14 protein-coding genes are annotated in these 17,629 nt (G+C 34.0%); 13 read left to right on the top strand and 1 reads right to left on the bottom strand.

The genetic code is table 11. From position 1 onward, the window contains the following. Window positions 1-609 precede the first annotated feature (609 nt). The 7 genes from clpB to ABUA27_RS07750 all read left to right on the top strand — a co-directional run bounded on the left by clpB (window position 610) and on the right by ABUA27_RS07750 (window position 8,833). A complete protein-coding gene (gene clpB, locus ABUA27_RS07780) occupies window positions 610-3,177 on the top strand; it encodes an ATP-dependent chaperone ClpB (protein WP_129981615.1) in 2,568 nt (855 codons plus the stop codon). A gap of 91 nt (window positions 3,178-3,268) precedes the next feature. Beyond that, window positions 3,269-4,003, top strand: a complete 735-nt coding sequence (locus ABUA27_RS07775; RefSeq protein ID WP_129981616.1) for an RsmE family RNA methyltransferase — start codon at window positions 3,269-3,271, stop codon at window positions 4,001-4,003. A 1-nt stretch (window position 4,004) separates the two neighbouring features. Then, window positions 4,005-4,778, top strand: coding sequence for a hypothetical protein (locus ABUA27_RS07770; protein WP_129981617.1), 774 nt, complete (start codon window positions 4,005-4,007; stop codon window positions 4,776-4,778). A 4-nt stretch (window positions 4,779-4,782) separates the two neighbouring features. Next, window positions 4,783-6,090 carry a tRNA (N(6)-L-threonylcarbamoyladenosine(37)-C(2))-methylthiotransferase MtaB gene (gene mtaB / locus ABUA27_RS07765; RefSeq protein WP_129981618.1) on the top strand — a complete coding sequence of 436 codons (1,308 nt, stop codon included), beginning with the start codon at window positions 4,783-4,785 and terminating at the stop codon, window positions 6,088-6,090. After that, on the top strand, window positions 6,077-7,555 hold the full coding sequence (locus ABUA27_RS07760) for a UDP-N-acetylmuramoyl-L-alanyl-D-glutamate--2,6-diaminopimelate ligase (protein ID WP_117458664.1): 1,479 nt from the start codon (window positions 6,077-6,079) through the stop codon (window positions 7,553-7,555). Before mtaB ends, ABUA27_RS07760 begins: the two co-directional genes overlap by 14 nt. A 93-nt stretch (window positions 7,556-7,648) precedes the next feature. Further along, entirely contained in the window at window positions 7,649-7,834 is a 186-nt protein-coding gene (gene rpsU, locus ABUA27_RS07755) for a 30S ribosomal protein S21 (protein WP_006505139.1), read from the top strand. Window positions 7,835-7,891: 57 nt separating this feature from the next. Then, the gene (locus ABUA27_RS07750; RefSeq protein WP_288834572.1) at window positions 7,892-8,833 is read left to right on the top strand and encodes a PhoH family protein; all 942 of its coding nucleotides are present in this window, start codon (window positions 7,892-7,894) and stop codon (window positions 8,831-8,833) included. Window positions 8,834-8,849: 16 nt separating this feature from the next. Here the strand turns inward: ABUA27_RS07750 and ABUA27_RS07745 are convergent, their stop codons facing one another. Next, a complete protein-coding gene (locus tag ABUA27_RS07745; protein WP_349820508.1) occupies window positions 8,850-9,851 on the bottom strand; it encodes an A/G-specific adenine glycosylase in 1,002 nt (333 codons plus the stop codon). 98 nt (window positions 9,852-9,949) lie between these two features. On the opposite strand from ABUA27_RS07745, the gene ABUA27_RS07740 reads away from it, so the two are divergent. The 6 genes from ABUA27_RS07740 to ABUA27_RS07715 all read left to right on the top strand — a co-directional run bounded on the left by ABUA27_RS07740 (window position 9,950) and on the right by ABUA27_RS07715 (window position 17,537). Then, window positions 9,950-10,276, top strand: coding sequence for a cyclic-di-AMP receptor (locus ABUA27_RS07740; RefSeq protein WP_117458661.1), 327 nt, complete (start codon window positions 9,950-9,952; stop codon window positions 10,274-10,276). 64 nt (window positions 10,277-10,340) lie between these two features. Then, a complete protein-coding gene (locus ABUA27_RS07735) occupies window positions 10,341-11,936 on the top strand; it encodes a glutamate ligase domain-containing protein (RefSeq protein WP_349820507.1) in 1,596 nt (531 codons plus the stop codon). Next, window positions 11,936-13,033: a DEAD/DEAH box helicase gene (locus ABUA27_RS07730; protein ID WP_129981622.1), complete on the top strand. Its 1,098-nt coding sequence runs from the start codon at window positions 11,936-11,938 to the stop codon at window positions 13,031-13,033. Before ABUA27_RS07735 ends, ABUA27_RS07730 begins: the two co-directional genes overlap by 1 nt. Before the next feature lie 155 nt (window positions 13,034-13,188). Then, window positions 13,189-15,828, top strand: coding sequence for a pyruvate, phosphate dikinase (gene ppdK, locus ABUA27_RS07725; RefSeq protein WP_287845356.1), 2,640 nt, complete (start codon window positions 13,189-13,191; stop codon window positions 15,826-15,828). Window positions 15,829-15,925: 97 nt separating this feature from the next. After that, window positions 15,926-16,924: a DNA-processing protein DprA gene (locus ABUA27_RS07720; RefSeq protein ID WP_161220303.1), complete on the top strand. Its 999-nt coding sequence runs from the start codon at window positions 15,926-15,928 to the stop codon at window positions 16,922-16,924. Further along, on the top strand, window positions 16,917-17,537 hold the full coding sequence (locus ABUA27_RS07715) for a rhomboid family intramembrane serine protease (RefSeq protein WP_281075402.1): 621 nt from the start codon (window positions 16,917-16,919) through the stop codon (window positions 17,535-17,537). The genes ABUA27_RS07720 and ABUA27_RS07715 overlap by 8 nt, the downstream gene beginning before the upstream one ends. Window positions 17,538-17,629: the final 92 nt, after the last annotated feature.

Genomic DNA, 17,629 nt, shown 5'->3' with positions numbered 1-17,629 from the left:
TTGTAGCCTTCGTGATACTTCTTCACTGTTCTGTAATCTACGCCATACTTTCTGGCAAGATCTGCATAGTTTGGTTTGCTTTTAGTAAAATCCATTACGCTAAGTTCAGCTTTTAGCTGATAAAAATCATTTGAATTCATCGATATTACCTCCGGTAAGATAATATCAATAAAATGAAAAAAGACAAAATAATTATGTAGGTTTTCCAACATTCTTATGTTGTCTTTTACCTACATTTTTATTTTATCCTTAGCAGGCAGAAAAGAGGATAGACGTAAAAGTTCTTCAATATATTATGGGACACGCCCACATAGATGTAACAATGGACGTATATAACCATGTAAGTGAGATGTCCAGAATTGAGAGTGAAATCACAAGGCTGGAAAGCGTAGCAATTAGCTGACACCAAAAATAAAAAATTGGTGTCAAAATGGTGTCAAATCAAGAAAAAGTGATGATTATAAGGAAGAAAAAGTGTTGCAAACCCCGTAAAATCAAGGTTTGCAAAAAAAATCTCAAATAATTAGCACACAACTGTTGACAGTGCTAAAAAAAATGATATACTAGCATTAGCACAAGAGGAAGAAGAGTGCTAAAGGAGTGATTGCGATGAATGGTGAAAAATGGACAGAAGCAATGCAGGAAGCATTTGGACGTGCAGCTCAGAATGCGTTAGCTCTGAATCAACAGATTGTTGATGTTGAACATCTCATGTATGCATTATTAGAAGATAGTTCTGGTATTTTCTATAGAGTACTGACAAAACTTAATATCTCTATCCCAAAAGTACAGGATTTATTAAATGCGGAGATCAATAAGAAGCCTAGCGTTGGGCAGGTGACTCAGGATCAGCTTCGTTTAAGCTATGATCTCAATAGCTGGATTGCGAATGCTGAAAGAATTAAGACAGAATATAAAGATGACTATATGAGTGTAGAACATCTTATTCTTGCAATATTTAATACGCAAAGCACTTTTATTAAAAACTTTGTATCTCGTTATAATTTAAATAAAAAAGAAGTTGAAAAAGTAATTAAGGAAATGAGAGGAGGACATAAAGTGGATACTCCAAACCCAGAAAATAATTATGAAGTACTAGAAAAATATGGACGTGATCTTGTTAAAGATGTAAAAGATGGCAAGATTGATCCAGTTATTGGTCGTGATGAAGAAATTAGACGTGTGATTCAGATTTTATCACGTAAGACAAAGAATAATCCGATTTTAATTGGTGAGCCAGGTGTAGGTAAGACTGCAATTGTAGAAGGACTTGCTTGGCGTATAGTTAAGAACGATGTACCTGAAACATTAAAAGATAAAACTTTATTTGAACTTGATTTAGGTTCACTTGTGGCAGGTGCTAAATATCGTGGTGAATTTGAAGAAAGATTAAAAGCTGTCTTAAATGAAATCAAGAAGTCTGAAGGACAAATCATTATGTTTATTGATGAAATACATCAGTTAGTAGGTGCAGGTAAGACAGATGGTGCGATGGATGCGGCCAACTTATTAAAACCAATGTTAGCACGTGGTGAATTACATTGTATTGGTGCAACAACATTGGATGAATATCGTCAGTATATTGAAAAGGATGCAGCCCTAGAAAGACGTTTCCAGAAGGTATTAGTACAAGAACCTGATATTGATGATACAATTGCGATTTTAAGAGGTTTAAAGGAACCATTTGAATCTCATCATGGTGTTCAGATTCAAGATAGTGCAATTATCGCAGCAGCTCATATGAGTGATCGTTATATTACAGATCGTTTCTTACCAGATAAGGCCATTGACCTTATTGATGAAGCATGTGCTTCAGTACGTATGGAAATTGACTCTATGCCTGAAGAACTAGATACAATTACTCGTGATAAGAATCGTCTAGAAATGGAAAGAATCTCTATTGAAAAAGAAGATTCAACTGAAGATAACGAAAAGAGACTAGAAGAAATCAAAGAAAAAATTGCTTCTTTAAATGAAAAGATTGCTGGATTAACTGAACAATGGAAATCAGAAAAGTCTCAGGTGGATCATATCAAGGATTTAAAGAACCAAAAAGTGCGTTTAGAAACACAGATGGCACAGTTTGAATCTCAGGGTAACCTAGAAGAAGCCTCTAAAATTAAATACCAGACTATTCCAGCTATTAATAAAGAAATAGAAGAATATCAGGCTAAAGAAAATGATGATGCATTATTACAGGAAAAGGTCACTGTAGATACTATTTCTGAAGTCATCTCTAGATGGACTAATATTCCAGTTTCTAAGCTAATGGAATCAGAAAAAGAAAAATTATTACATCTTGAAGATATTATGAAGAAAAGAGTTATTGGTCAGGATGACGCCATCACTAAAGTCACTGATGCAATACTTAGAAGTCGTGCTGGTATTAATGATGAGAATAGACCTATTGGCTCATTCTTGTTCCTAGGTCCTACTGGTGTAGGTAAGACAGAAGTGGCTAAGACACTTGCTGAACAGCTCTTTGATAGTGAAAAGAATATCGTACGTATCGATATGAGTGAATATATGGAGAAATATAGTGTCTCTCGTTTATTGGGTGCTCCTCCAGGATATGTAGGTTATGAAGAAGGTGGACAGTTAACTGAAGCTGTCAGACGTGCTCCATATAGTATTGTCTTATTAGATGAAATTGAAAAAGCCCATCCAGATGTCTTCAATATCTTATTACAGATTCTAGATGATGGTCGTTTAACAGATTCTAAGGGTAATGTAGTCAGCTTCAAGAATACAATTATCATTATGACTTCTAATATTGGTTCTCAGTACTTGTTACAGGGTAACAATGAAGAAACACGTAAAGAAGTAGATAATGAATTAAAGATGCACTTCAAACCTGAATTCTTAAACCGTATTGATGAAATCGTTATGTTCAACTCACTTGACTCAAGTGTTGTTTATAAGATTATTGATAAGTTTATTCATGAACTTGAAGGTCGTCTCGAAGAAAAGAAGATTACTCTAGAAGTCACTGATGCAGCTGAAAACAGAATTGCACAAGATGCATTTGATGCCACATTTGGTGCACGTCCAATCAAGCGTTATATTCAGTCACATATTGAAACAATGCTTGCAAGAGAAATAATCAAAGGTACAATCCATGCTAACAGTCATGTAGTCATTGACTATGATAATGGATTTATAGCTAGAGAAGCATAAGTTGTTTGAAAGAAGATAGAACCCCCCTCTATCTTCTTTTTCTTTTCATTGTTTCATAAAAATGGTAGAATGCTAGAGGAGAGAGATGATTATGCAGAGATATTTTATTAAAAATAATTATAGACAAAATGACATCATTATCACTGATGATTCTATGTATAAGCATATTACTAAAGTAATGCGTATGGAAAAGGGTGAACATGTCATTTGTATTGATGAAGACAAACATGTTTACTTATGTGAAATCATCGATACAAAGCAGGGTTTACTACAAATTAAAGAAGAACTTCAGGAAGATAATGAATTAGATGTTGAAGTGACACTTGTTTATGGTTTACCAAAGAGCGATAAGTTTGAATTTGTAATTCAAAAAGCAACAGAACTAGGCGTTACACGTATAGTTCCTTTGCGTGCTTCTAGAAGTATAGTGAAAATGGATGAAGGACGTTTTAACAAGAAAAAGGACCGCTTTGTTCGCATCGCCCAGGAAGCAAGTGAACAATGTCATAGACAGATTGTTCCTGAGATTACACCTCCTATTCAATTATCACAATTAAAGGATTATTTATCTGAAGTGAATGTTGTGGCATATGAGGAAGAAAGTAAGAATGGGGAACATTATGCTTTCACAAAAGCACTCAATGATCTTCATACATCTATTACTATTATAGTAGGACCAGAGGGTGGTTTTGATCTTCAGGAAGTAGAAAAGATGCAGTCAATGGGTGTTGTGCCATGCTCTATTGGTAATCGTATTTTAAGAAGTGAGACAGCACCTTTATATATGCTTAGTGTTATAGGGTATAGAAGAGAATTGGGGGATTAATATGAACTTTATTGCAGTCATTAATAAATACAGCAGGGATATAAAATACAATAAAACAAACTTATATCATTATTGTGAAGAACATAAAAAAGAATTAGAAGACTTGAATATTCGTTTTAAGGTTAAATCAGAAATTGAATTATTCAATATGGAAATCCTTTTGCGTGCACTAGATGTAAAAGATGCAATTGAAGGTTCCTATAATCTTTTTGCGTCAGGTCATTATGATATGTTTGAATATATTACCTATGAAGAAAAAAGAAAGATGTTTAATAATGATTTAAAGAATGTATTAGAAACACTCCCTCATTTTTATGATGAAGAAAGTTCACGAGATATTTATATTCCTATCTATTCTCCTGATATCAATAATTGGTATATCAATGATTATCAGATTCTCTTATTAAAGCAACATGCAGAATATGTGAAGAATCAGCCAATTACACTAGATACTGCTTTTAGATATTATGGACCAGTTGTATTTGATACACCTTTTTCCAGCTTAGAAAAAGTATATGAAAATGAATCTCATATTGCCTATTATTATGAAGAATTAGGCGCTATCTATTTATTTGTGAAAGAAGACTATTCATTGATTTGTCGTATTGTGATTGGTGATGATAATCGTCATTCTAACAGGGCGTCTATTGAAGATGCAAAAGAATTAGTGGTTTATTATGAACATGGTGAATATACACAGTTCATACAATACATGTATGATCATCAATTAATTAGTAATCGTACATACAAGAAATTAATAAAGAAAGTGAAGTGAGACAATGGCAACAGTTGCTTTTCATACATTAGGCTGTAAAGTAAACAGCTACGAATCAGAAGCGATGTTAGAAATATTCAAGAAAAGAGGGTATGACAATATCGACTTTGAATCTCCTGCAGATGTATATGTTATTAATACATGTACTGTCACAAATACAGGGGACTCTAAATCAAGACAGATGATCCGTAAGGCACATCGTACTAATCCTGATGCAGTCATCTGTGTAGTGGGATGCTATTCACAGGTAGCAAGTGAAGAAATCACAGAAATAGAAGGTGTTTCTGTAGTACTTGGAACACAACATCGTGCTTCTATTGTAGACTTTGTAGAAGAATATAAGATGACACATAAACAGATTGTGAAAATAGAAAATGTTATGAAGGTCTCTCGTTTTGAAGACTTAAGTATTCATGCATTTGAAAATAAAACAAGAGCCTTCCTAAAAATTCAGGATGGATGTAATAACTTCTGTACATATTGTATTATCCCTTATGCACGTGGTGGAGTTCGTTCTCGTTCTAAGGAAGATGTTTTAAGACAGGCTCAGGAACTTGTAGATAGAGGGTTTGTAGAAATCGTCTTAACGGGTATTCATACAGCAGGTTATGGTGTGGATTTAGACAATTATTCTTTCTATGATCTATTAGTAGACTTAACAACTAAAATCAAGGGATTAAAGAGATTACGTATTTCTTCTATTGAAATGAGTCAGGTGAGTGATGAAATTATTGAACTTATTGGTAGAAGTCCTATTATCGTAGATCATTTACATATTCCTATTCAGTCTGGTACAGATTCTATTCTAAGAAGAATGGCAAGACATTATAATACAGCTGAATTTGAAAAGAAGTATTTTGAACTTAAAGAAGCATTGCCGGGTATCTCTATTACTACAGATGTCATTGTAGGATTCCCTGGAGAAACAGAAGAAGACTTCGTTGATACATATAACTGGATTAAGAAACTTCATTTCAATCAATTACATGTTTTCCCTTATTCAAGAAGAAAGGGAACACCAGCAGATAGAATGCCAAATCAGGTACCAGGAGATGTCAAGAAAGACCGTGTTAGAAGACTATTGCAGCTTTCTGATGAATTAAAAACTGAATTCGCATTATCTGAAATGAATAAGGAACTAGAAGTGCTTATTGAAGAAGAAAAGGATGGCTACATGGTAGGACATGCCTCTAATTACTTAAAGGTTTTTGTTGCAGATCATTCTTTAAAAGAAGGACATATTTATAAAGTAAAGGTAACAGATCATCGAGGTTATGATTTAATCGGGGTGGTTTCTAGTGAAGAAGCTTAATGAGCTTTTTAAAGTTGAAAGTGATATAAAGATTGAATCTATTCATAGCGATTCCCGTTATGTTAGAAAGGATTCTATCTTCTTTTGTATTGAAGGTCTTGTGACAGATGGTCATAAATATGTCGATGATGCTATCTTCCAAGGTGCTAAATGTATTGTTCATTCTAAGCCGTTACGTCGTTATTATCAGGGTATTGTTTATATTCAGGTATCAGATGTCTTAGATGAACTCAATCGTGTGGCAGATCTCTTCTATGATCATCCTTCCTATAAGATGACAGGAATAGGTGTTACAGGAACAAGTGGTAAAACAGTCGTAGCCCGTGTTGTTGCAAGACTACTAGGACGTTATTTAAAGATGGGCTATGTAGGTAACAACGGAATAGAATATGGACCTACAATGATGCAGATGACTGGTACTACACCAGATCCTATCTGTTTACATCGTAACTTCTATAACATGGTTAAAGAGAATGTGAAGGGCTTTACTCTAGAAGTCTCTTCTCATGGCTTAGCTTTAAAGCGTGTTGATTCAGTTAATTTCAGTATTGCGGTATTTACAAATGCTTATGAAGAACATATGGACTTCCATGGAACTGTAGATAACCTGATGACATCTTATGTTAAACTCTTTAGATTGCTTAAAGAAGGTGGTTATGCCATTCTTAATGCAGACGAAGTACGTTTTAATCATTATCTAACTACTAACTATAAGGATATGGCTGATCATGCCAAAATATTAACCTATGGTATTCATCATAAAGCAGATATTATGGCACGTGAGATTGAATATTATATAGATCATTCAGCATTTAATATCTATATTAAAAATCATTACTATCATGTAGAAGTTCCTATTATTGCACCATTTAATATATCTAACACTCTTGCAATATTGACAACCCTTTATGCCTTAGAAATGACACCGGATGAAATCGTGAATGCGATTAAATATATTCAGCCAGTAGAAGGTAGAATGGAAGTAGTCCCTGTTAAACAGCCTTTCCATATTATTGTTGACTATTGTCAGCATGCACATAACTTTGAAGAAGTATTCAAGTTTGTCCATAGTGTTAAAGGAAATGGTCATTTAATTGCGGTATTTGGTGCACCAGGACGTAAAGATATCCATAAAAGAAGTAAGATAGGTGCTTTAGCTAATAAATACTGTGATTATGTTATATTGACAGAACAGGATGAAAGAGATGATGATATCGAAGGCATCTGTTCACAGATTCAAGAACAGATTGTTGATCCTATTTCAGTGATTATTACTGATCGTCGTTATGCCATTCAGCAGGCAATAGATGCAGCTTGTCCAGGTGATGTTATTTTGATTTTAGGAAAAGGCCATGAACAGTTCATGACATCACTAGTGGGTAATACACCTTATCCCGGAGATAAATTCATTGCTCAGGAATATGCGAAAAAACTCTATAATGAACAATTAGAAGATGATATGTAAAACTTGAAAAATAAAAGTCAAAAAAGGCTTGCATTATTAAAAATCATTGTGTATAATCATATTCGAATTTAGCGGTAAAGGGGGGAAAGTTCAATGGCAAAGACAGTAGTAAGAGAAAATGAATCTTTAGATGATGCTTTACGTCGTTTTAAGAGACAAGTTTCTAGAACAGGAACCCTTGCTGAAGCTCGTAAAAGAGAATTCTATGTTAAACCTGGTTTAAAGAGAAAAATGAAATCAGAAGCAGCTAGAAAGAACCAGAAGAAACGTCGTAGATAAGATTTATTTTTAGAAGAGTCATCTGACTCTTCTTTTTTTCAATGAAAGGATGATTTTATGGAAAAAGTGATTCAGTTAAGTGATTATAGCTTAGATGCCATTCAATTGTTGTGTGGCCCAAGTGATGAAAATATCGCTTTATTGGAAGATGAATTCGAGAATGCAATCAATGTCCGTGGTACAGACATTTATTTAGATCATAGTGATCTTGCATTAGAAAAGGTGATTCAGGTACTTGCTAAACTTACTAAAAAGGATGTACGTATTTCTAAAAGAGATGTGGTGTACGCAATCAAGTTAGGACGTAATGGTAAGCTTGATGAAATGGATTCTCTATTTGATATTCATATTGCCCGTACAAGTCATGGCAAGATTATATATCCTAAGACAATGGGGCAGTTAGAATACTATCATTCTTTAAAAGATCATGATGTGGTATTTGCGATTGGTCCAGCGGGTACAGGTAAAACATACTTATCTGTAGTGTTTGCTGTACAGGCATTAAAGAATCATGAAGTACAAAAAATCATTCTCACTAGACCAGCTGTAGAAGCAGGAGAAAACCTAGGGTTTCTTCCTGGAGACCTTAAAGAAAAGATTGACCCTTACTTAAGACCTCTTTATGATGCACTTTATGATATGTTAGGTGCAGAAAATACAGAGAAATTAATTGAAAAGGGTATTATTGAAATAGCGCCACTTGCTTATATGCGTGGGCGTACACTAGAAGATGCTTATGTTATTTTAGATGAAGCACAAAATACAACAGACAATCAGATGAAGATGTTCCTTACACGTTTAGGTTTTAACTCTAAGATGTGTATTACAGGGGATATTACTCAGATTGACTTACCTAAACAGACAACAAATGGTCTCAAACATGCTATGAAGATCTTAGATGGTGTCAAAGGTATTTCCTTTGTTTACTTAACAGCACTTGATGTAGTGCGTCATCCAGTTGTTGCTAGAATCATTGAAAAATATGACATGAACAAATAAGACTGATTATTTCTAATCAGCCTTCATAATATTTTAATATCTTTTTATGGGCAGTAGGAATAGTTAATTCCTCCTGCTTATTTTTTGTACAGAAGTCAATAGAACGTTTATTAGCTTTAAATACATATACATGCATATACCATGTACGATGAGTAAATACATGCTTAAAATCCTTTAAATGCGATAATACCTCTAAGTTGATCCCATAGTCTTCTTTAAACGCTTCTATAAAGGAATAAGGACTCTCTACTTCATATTGAGGAAGTAAATACATATTTTCTAGCAGCCTATTTTTATTTTTAATAAGCATCACTTCATCATCATATACTACAATACCTGTAATATAAGATAAGCTTTTTTTATTTACTTTTTTTATATTAATAGGTAGTACGTCCTGCTTATTTGTCAAATAGGCAATGCATTCCTTTTTGAGTGGACATTCATTACAATGAGGGTGAACAGGTAAACATACCGCATTCGCAAAATCCATAATCCCTTGATTGATCTTTGCTGAATCATAACCAATAACGAGTTGATTACCTATATCTGTAATTGTTTTCACAGTCTTATTTAACGCAATATTCTCTTCTATCGCATATAATCTACTCAATACTCTTAATGCATTTCCGTCTACCGCAATATAAGGCTTATGATACGCAAAACTCATAATAGCACTTGCAGTATAGGGTCCTACACCAATAAGCGCGAGAATGTCTTTATACTCCTTAGGGAATGTATCTTTAATCAGATTAGCACTCTTATGAAGATGCAAAGCACGACGATAATACCCTAACCCTTCCCAATACTTATAGACTTCTTCTATTGTTGCATTCGCAAGTGTTTCTATATCCGGAAATCTTTCAATAAAACGTTTATAATAGGGAATCACTGCAGTGACAGTCGTCTGTTGCAGCATAATCTCACTTACCCAGATTTTATAAGGGTCTTTAATATCTCTAAAAGGAAGATCACGTTTATTGACTTCATACCACTTTATTAATTTTTCTTGTATACTCATATAAATCACCATGAGTCATTATATAATATGTATGTATTTTTGTCTTTGAATATGCTAGAATATATGTACAAACTAATTCGTATTAGGAGGTCAATAGTATGAAACTGATAATTGCGATTGTGAATAATGATGACAGTTCAACTGTCCAGAGCGCTTTAACTGAAGGTGGATTCTTTGTCACAAAGCTTGCTACTTCAGGAGGTTTCTTAAAGAAAGGTAATACTACATTCTTTGTAGGAACAAATGATGATAAGGTAGATAGCGCTATTGAAATCATTAAAGCCAATGCAAAGAAACGTGTAGAAAAGGAACCTACAGTACCACCTACTGAAATGGGTGAATTCTTTACACCAATCATGGTAGATGTACTTGTTGGTGGGGCAACAGTATTTGTAGTTGACGTTGATCGTTTTGAGAAAATCTAATAATTGAGAAAAAAAGGATGGTCAAACCATCCTTTTTACTTTAAGATATCAACAGGTGATATAAATGAATGAAAATTTTGAATATAAGATTGCAACAAAAGAAGATATAGACGCAATTGTCCAGTTTCTTGCGAAAGATTATTATGAAACATCAAGAGCTTTAAAAGATCCCTGTAAGATGATCTTTTTAGCCTACAGTGGAGAAGTGATTATAGGTATACTAGAACTCTTAGATCTTTCTGATATATCTTTTGTTTATGTATCAGAAGATTATCAGGATACTCTTGTACAAGAAGAGCTGCTTGAACTTGCTGAAAGATTTGTTACAAAAGAACTAACTGCTTATACAGATGAAGAACATTTATCTTTTTTTAAGCAGCATGATTATAGTGTAGATGTAGAATCTAATGGTCGTTATTTATTGAAGAAGACAATCCCTGTTCTTCCTCGTTTTAGTGATTATGATCAGGTTTTAGCGTTTATTGAAGCACAAAAGGATCGAGTTTATTCTCTCACAAACTTTAAGAACTTTATGTATGATTTCTATGATCCTCAAACTAAATTAACATGTGTTCATATTGGCGGTACAAACGGGAAAGGCTCTACAACTAACTATACAAAAGAAGTATTAAAATGTGCAGGCTATAAGGTAGGTACATTTACTTCTCCTGCTTTAGTAAATCGTTTAGATATTATTCGTGTGAATGATAAACCAATTGATGAAGCGACTATTGTAAGATATGCGAATCGTTATATGGATGATTGGATGGCTTATGAGCTTTCTAAGTTTGAAATAGAAGTATTTATCGCAGTCATGTATTTTATTGAACAGGGTGTAGATATTGCCATATTTGAAGTAGGGCTTGGTGGGACATTAGATGCCACTAATATCATTTCACCAATACTTACAGTCAATACAAATATTGGTTTAGATCATATAAACTTCTTAGGAAATACATATGCGAGTATTGCCAGAAGTAAAGCGGGAATCATTAAACGTGGTATTCCTTATATGACTGCAGAAAGAAGATCAGAATGCTTAGATATCTTCTATGAAGAAGCCCATAAGCAGCATTCTTATGTTATAGAAATAAGAAAACCTAAACATGTCTATTATGGTGCTTCTATTTCTTATGATTATCATGGATATCATATATCTTTATCTACTTCAGCACATTATCAGGTTACTAACAGTGCACTTGCGATTAATATATTAGAATATATTAGAAAAGAATTCCCATTCAAAGATGCAGATCTAGAAAAAGGAATGCATGATGCAGTATGGGAAGGACGTTTTGAAACAATTCATCAAAATCCTTTAATTATCCTAGATGGTGCACATAATAGAGAAGGAATGGATGCCTTCTTTGAAAGTGCCCGTGATTTTAGTGATATTAAAATCATCTTTTCCGCACTAGGAGATAAGGATACTCATCATATGTTAGAAACATTATTATCTTTATCAAAGGATATTACTGTTACTCAGTTTGATCATCCTCGCCGTGCAACTGCCAAAGCTCTTGCAGAAGACTTCCCAGTGAAGATTGATGAAGACTGGAAACATGCAGTAGATGAGGCTTATAGTCATAAAGGTGTTGTATTTATTACAGGTTCTCTCTATTTTATTTCTAAAGTGAGACAATATATCTTATATAAATAATGAAGAAATTTATTAAATATAAATGGCCTGATGAGGTTATTCATGCATTAGGTGATATGGGAATGATTGCGCCTGGAATAATCCAGAAGAAATCGTATAGACTTATTGAGAAGAGTCAATCATTTATCTTAAATGTTGATTCTTCCAAAGATCGTCTGTTATCCATTATTCCACCTTTACTTGCATCTATGATTCATGAAGAGAAAACTCAGATTATCTTGCTTGGACATAAAGAAGAGTTGTTATCATCTTCTTTTGATATGAAAGAATATAATAAATACACACAATATCGTTTTGTTACATCTTATCCTGGTACCAATACATTTGAAGAATGCCAGACAATTTATAAGGGTATTGATATACTCTTTACTACGCCTTCTAAACTATTAGAATATATGAGAAGACAAGTGATAGATACTAACTTCGTCTCATATCTCATTTATCAGGATTCTCATAGCTTTTCTAGTGAAGAAATAAGAGAAATAAAGGAAATCAAGAAACATCTTCCTTTAGACTGTTCAAGTATTCTTTATGGACTTCATCATCATGAGTTCTTAAAGAAAAATATTCATACTACATTGCATGTTGATTCTTCTAAGGTAGAATGTACACATTTCTTATGTAAAGAACCATATTTCAATACAGAAAAGAAACAGATTATATTTGTAGAAAGCTATGAAGATATTCTTTATTATGCTGAAAAACTGAATGTCAATTTTGTGATTCATCAATTTATGAATCATGCTTCTCAGTATCGCATCATGCATGAGTTTAATAAAAAGGGTGGCCTTTTGATCGTATCTGATATGGCTTCACGCTATTTATCTTTGCATTGTGACACAGTGATTCATCTAGGAACGACTCATATAGACCAATATATGTCTCATTTATCCCGTGTTTTAGGTGTGAAGCATTCTTATATCTATGATACAAAGTTCACTAAGAAACAGCTTGAAGGAGTCGTTATTACTATTTCAAAAGAGGATTATGATACAAAACATCATCTTCTTTATGAAACAATAACTAAAAATCCAGACATGCTTCAAACATTACAAACTGATCAATTAATTACGATTATCCATCATTTAGCCCTATAGGAGAAAAATGTTGTTATTTTTTTAACAATAATAATTCCCTTATATAGGGCTTTTTTTAAATGTGTAATCAATTACAGAAAAGAAAGCGTTTGCAAGTAAGCCCTTACAAGTGTATAATGAAATAAGTGAAAAGACATAAGGAGGATTTAGTAGTTATGAAAAAATATGTTTACTTATTTAGCGAAGGTAACAAGGATATGCGTAATCTCCTTGGTGGTAAAGGTGCCAACCTTGCTGAAATGACAGGTATCGGTTTACCTGTACCTCAGGGATTCACAGTGACTACAGAAGCTTGTACACAATATTATGAAGACGGGAAAATGATCTCAGATGATATTAAAGGACAGATTGTTGAACACGTTAAAAAGCTTGAAGAAATCACTGGAAGAACTTTAGGTGATCCAAAGAATCCATTATTAGTATCTGTACGTTCTGGTGCAAGAATCTCAATGCCAGGTATGATGGATACAGTATTAAACTTAGGTTTAAATGATGAAGTAGCTAAGGAATTCGCTGCAACAACTGGAAATGAACGTTTCGTATATGATTCATATCGTCGTTTTATCCAGATGTTCGCTGACGTTGTAAAAGGATTCCCTAAATCAGACTTCGAACATAAATTTGATGCAATTAAAGAAGAAAAAGGTGTTGAATTCGATACTGAACTTACTGCCGAAGACTTAAAAGAAGTTGTTGCAGTTTATAAAGAAGCTTATAAAGCACATGCAGGTGTTGATTTCCCTCAGGAACCAATCGAACAGTTATTAGCTGCAGTTGAAGCCGTATTTGGTTCTTGGAATAATGACCGTGCCATCACTTATCGTCGTTTAAATGATATCCCAGGTTCTTGGGGTACAGCTGTAAACGTTCAGCAGATGGTTTATGGTAACAGAAGTGATAAGTCAGGTACTGGTGTTGCCTTCACTCGTAACCCAGCAACTGGTGAAAATAAATTATTCGGTGAATATTTAATGAACGCTCAGGGTGAAGACGTTGTTGCTGGTATCAGAACACCTCAGCCGATTGCTACATTAAATGAAGTTATGCCAGAATGTTATGAACAGTTCCAGAAGATCTGTCATATTCTTGAAGACCATTATAAAGATATGCAGGATATGGAATTCACAATTGAAGATGGTAAATTATTCATGTTACAGACTCGTAATGGCAAGAGAACAGCTCAGGCTGCTTTAAAGATTGCTGTTGACATGGTTGATGAAGGCATGATTAATGAACAAGAAGCATTATTAAAGGTTGAACCAAAACAGTTAGACCAGTTATTACATCCAAACTTCGATAAAGAAGACTACAAGGCTGCAAAGGCTGTTGCTACAGGTTTAGCTGCTTCTCCAGGTGCTGCTACTGGACATATCTACTTTACAGCTGAAGATGTTCAGGAAGCACATGCAAATGGTGTACAGGATATGATCTTAGTACGTAATGAAACTTCTCCAGAAGATATCGAAGGTATGAACTTAGCTAAAGGTATCTTAACTGTACGTGGTGGTATGACATCTCATGCTGCAGTAGTTGCTCGTGGTATGGGTACTTGCTGTGTTGCTGGTTGTGGTGTATTAAGAGTTTCTGAAGATAAGAAGACATTAACATTACCAGATGGTACAGTATTAACTGAAGGTGATTATGTATCATTAAATGGTTCTACTGGTGAAGTATTTGCTCAGAAGATCAAGACTGTTCCTGCTGCGATTAGTGGCGATTTTGAAACATTCATGGCTTGGGCTGATAAAGAAAGAAAATTATTAGTAAGAACTAATGCGGATACTCCTAGAGATGCTAAACAGGCTGCGACATTTGGTGCTGAAGGTATCGGATTATGCCGTACTGAACATATGTTCTTCGAAGAAGAAAGAATTTTCAACTTCAGAAGAATGATTACTGCAGAAGATGTAGAAACTCGTAAGGAAGCATTAGAAAAGATTCTTCCATATCAGAGAGGAGACTTTGAAGAATTATTCAAAGCTATGGATGGTTATAGTGTTAATATCCGTTTCTTAGATCCACCTCTACATGAATTCTTACCTCATACTGATGATGAAATCAAACCATTAGCTGAAAGCTTAGGTATGACTTTCGAAGCATTAAAGGAAAGAGTAGAATCATTAAAAGAATTCAACCCAATGATGGGTCACAGAGGATGCCGTCTTGCTGTTACTTATCCAGAAATTGCTGAAATGCAGACAAGAGCTGTTATTGAAGCTGCAATCAACGTAACTAAGGAAACAGGACATCCAGTTACTCCAGAAATCATGATCCCATTAGTTGGTGATGTTAAAGAATTAAAGTATGTAAAGAATGTAGTTGTTAAGACTGCTGATAAGTTAATTGCTGAAAGCGGATTAGATATGAAATATGAAGTTGGTACTATGATTGAAATTCCAAGAGCTGCAATCACAGCTGATAAGATTGCAACTGAAGCTGAATTCTTCTCATTTGGTACTAATGACTTAACTCAGATGACATTCGGTTTCTCAAGAGATGATGCTGCTAAGTTCTTAGGCGATTACTATTCTAAGAATATCTATGAACATGATCCATTCGCTACTGTTGACCAGGAAGGCGTTGGAGAATTAATGAAGATTGCATCTGAAAAGGGAAGATCAACTCGTCCTGATATTAGACTTGGTATCTGTGGTGAACATGGTGGCGATCCAAAGACAGTAGAATTCTGTCATAAGATTGGATTAACTTATGTATCTTGCTCACCTTACCGTGTACCAATCGCAAGACTTGCTGCTGCTCAGGCTGCTGTAAAAGAAAAAATGGGTATTTTGTAATAACTACTTATCCTTTCACTAGGCCGTTCTTATGAACGGCCACTTTTTTATACCAAAACTATATGATATAATGACATTTAAGAAGGAATATAAGAATATGAAATTACAACTAACATTAAACAGTCTTGCCTTAATATTATGCTGTGGTGATTTGATTCCAAGTTCCACGCAGCCTATAAGTACACAAGAGTGGCAGGAAATAGAGAAAAAATTAAAATCAGCCCATAAAGAACCAAGTATGATTACAGGGATGAGTATTGATACATTAACCCAGATCATAGGTTTAGATGAATTTACAGCTCATAAGATAGAAAAGAGACAAAAGCTCTTACCAGATCTTTTTTATGCACTGCAGAATTTAGAAAACCAGGATATTGGTGTCACAACTATCTATGAAGAAGATTATCCTGCAAGTCTAAGAGTATTAGGGACTAAGATGCCTTTAGTCATTAGCTATATAGGTGATTTATCTTTAAGTTATGGAGTCAATATATCAGTTGCTGGTCCACAGATGATGAACAAGACAATGCGTCATGTCACTAAAGAAATTATGAAAAAAATTTCAAAGGAAGGCTATACAGTAGTTGTGGGTGGTTCTAAAGGTGTAGAAGAACTTGCCTTAAGAACGCAGTTAACTAATAACGGAAATGCGGTATTATTTGTCGCAGATCATATGTTTGATAAAATTAGACTGTATTCTAAATATATTAAACAGAATAAATTAGTTATTATGACTGCCAATGATCCATATGCTTTATTTGATGTCACTCATGCATTAGATAAGAATCTTTATATATGTGGTATGGTCTTTGCCCAGATAGTAACAGGTACGCATATTGGTAGTGGTCCTGTCTGGTTTACTTCTATTCAGAATATCCATTCTCATTGGACAAGACAGCTTGTTTATGAAACATTGGATTATAGTGGTAATATTAGACTCATTGAAATGGGAGAGGCCCATTTTACTGATGAAGATTTAAAATCAGAAGTTACTTTAGCTGAAATATTAGATAATCATGAAACAGTTATTAAGAAAGATGATCCAAGTATTGATCAAATGACAATATTTGAATTCATAGAGGATAAACATGAATAATATAAAAAAATATCCTGTTACTTATACACTACTTGCATTATGTATACTTACTTATATAGGAACAACCTTATTATTTAGTATTGATATGAATGCGATGCAGGGCTTAGCTTGCGGAGGGTTTAATCCATACTATGTTCAAGTTACTCATCAATACTATCGTTTGATTACTGCAAATTTCATTCATTTTGGATTAATGCATATAGTAGTGAATTGTTATTCTATGTATAATCTCAGTTGTTTTGTAGAGTATTTGATGGGTTCTAAAAAGTATTTGATAGTCATACTTGTATCCATGCTTTCTACCACTGGTCTTCCTTATATTGCATATTTATTATTGGGCGTTGGAGCCCATACAGTAAGTGGCGGTATTAGTGGTGTAATCTTTGGAATCATTGGTGCTATCGGTGCTCTTTATTTGTTCTATCCTACACAGCTTCGCGATATTGCAAGAAACCTAGGAATGAATGTCTTACTGATGTTGTTTATTTCTTTTATTGTACCGACAATATCTTTATCCGGTCATGTAAGTGGGATGATTGGCGGTTTTGTTTCAGCTTATATTATTCTTTATATTAATAAAAGAAAAAGACAGAAGTTCTTTTATAGTTCATAAAGCGTTGATATACTTTATAGGTAGAGTCAAAAGTTTATGAAAAACTTGATGAATGACAGATTTCAGGGCTCGATGAACGATGCGATATCATT

The organism is Catenibacterium sp. RTP21428st1_D7_RTP21428_210409 (assembly GCF_040227455.1).
In the GTDB taxonomy this organism is placed as follows: Bacteria; Bacillota_I; Bacilli_A; order Erysipelotrichales; family Coprobacillaceae; genus Catenibacterium; species Catenibacterium mitsuoka_A.
This window is presented reverse-complemented; position numbering and strand designations above follow the sequence as displayed.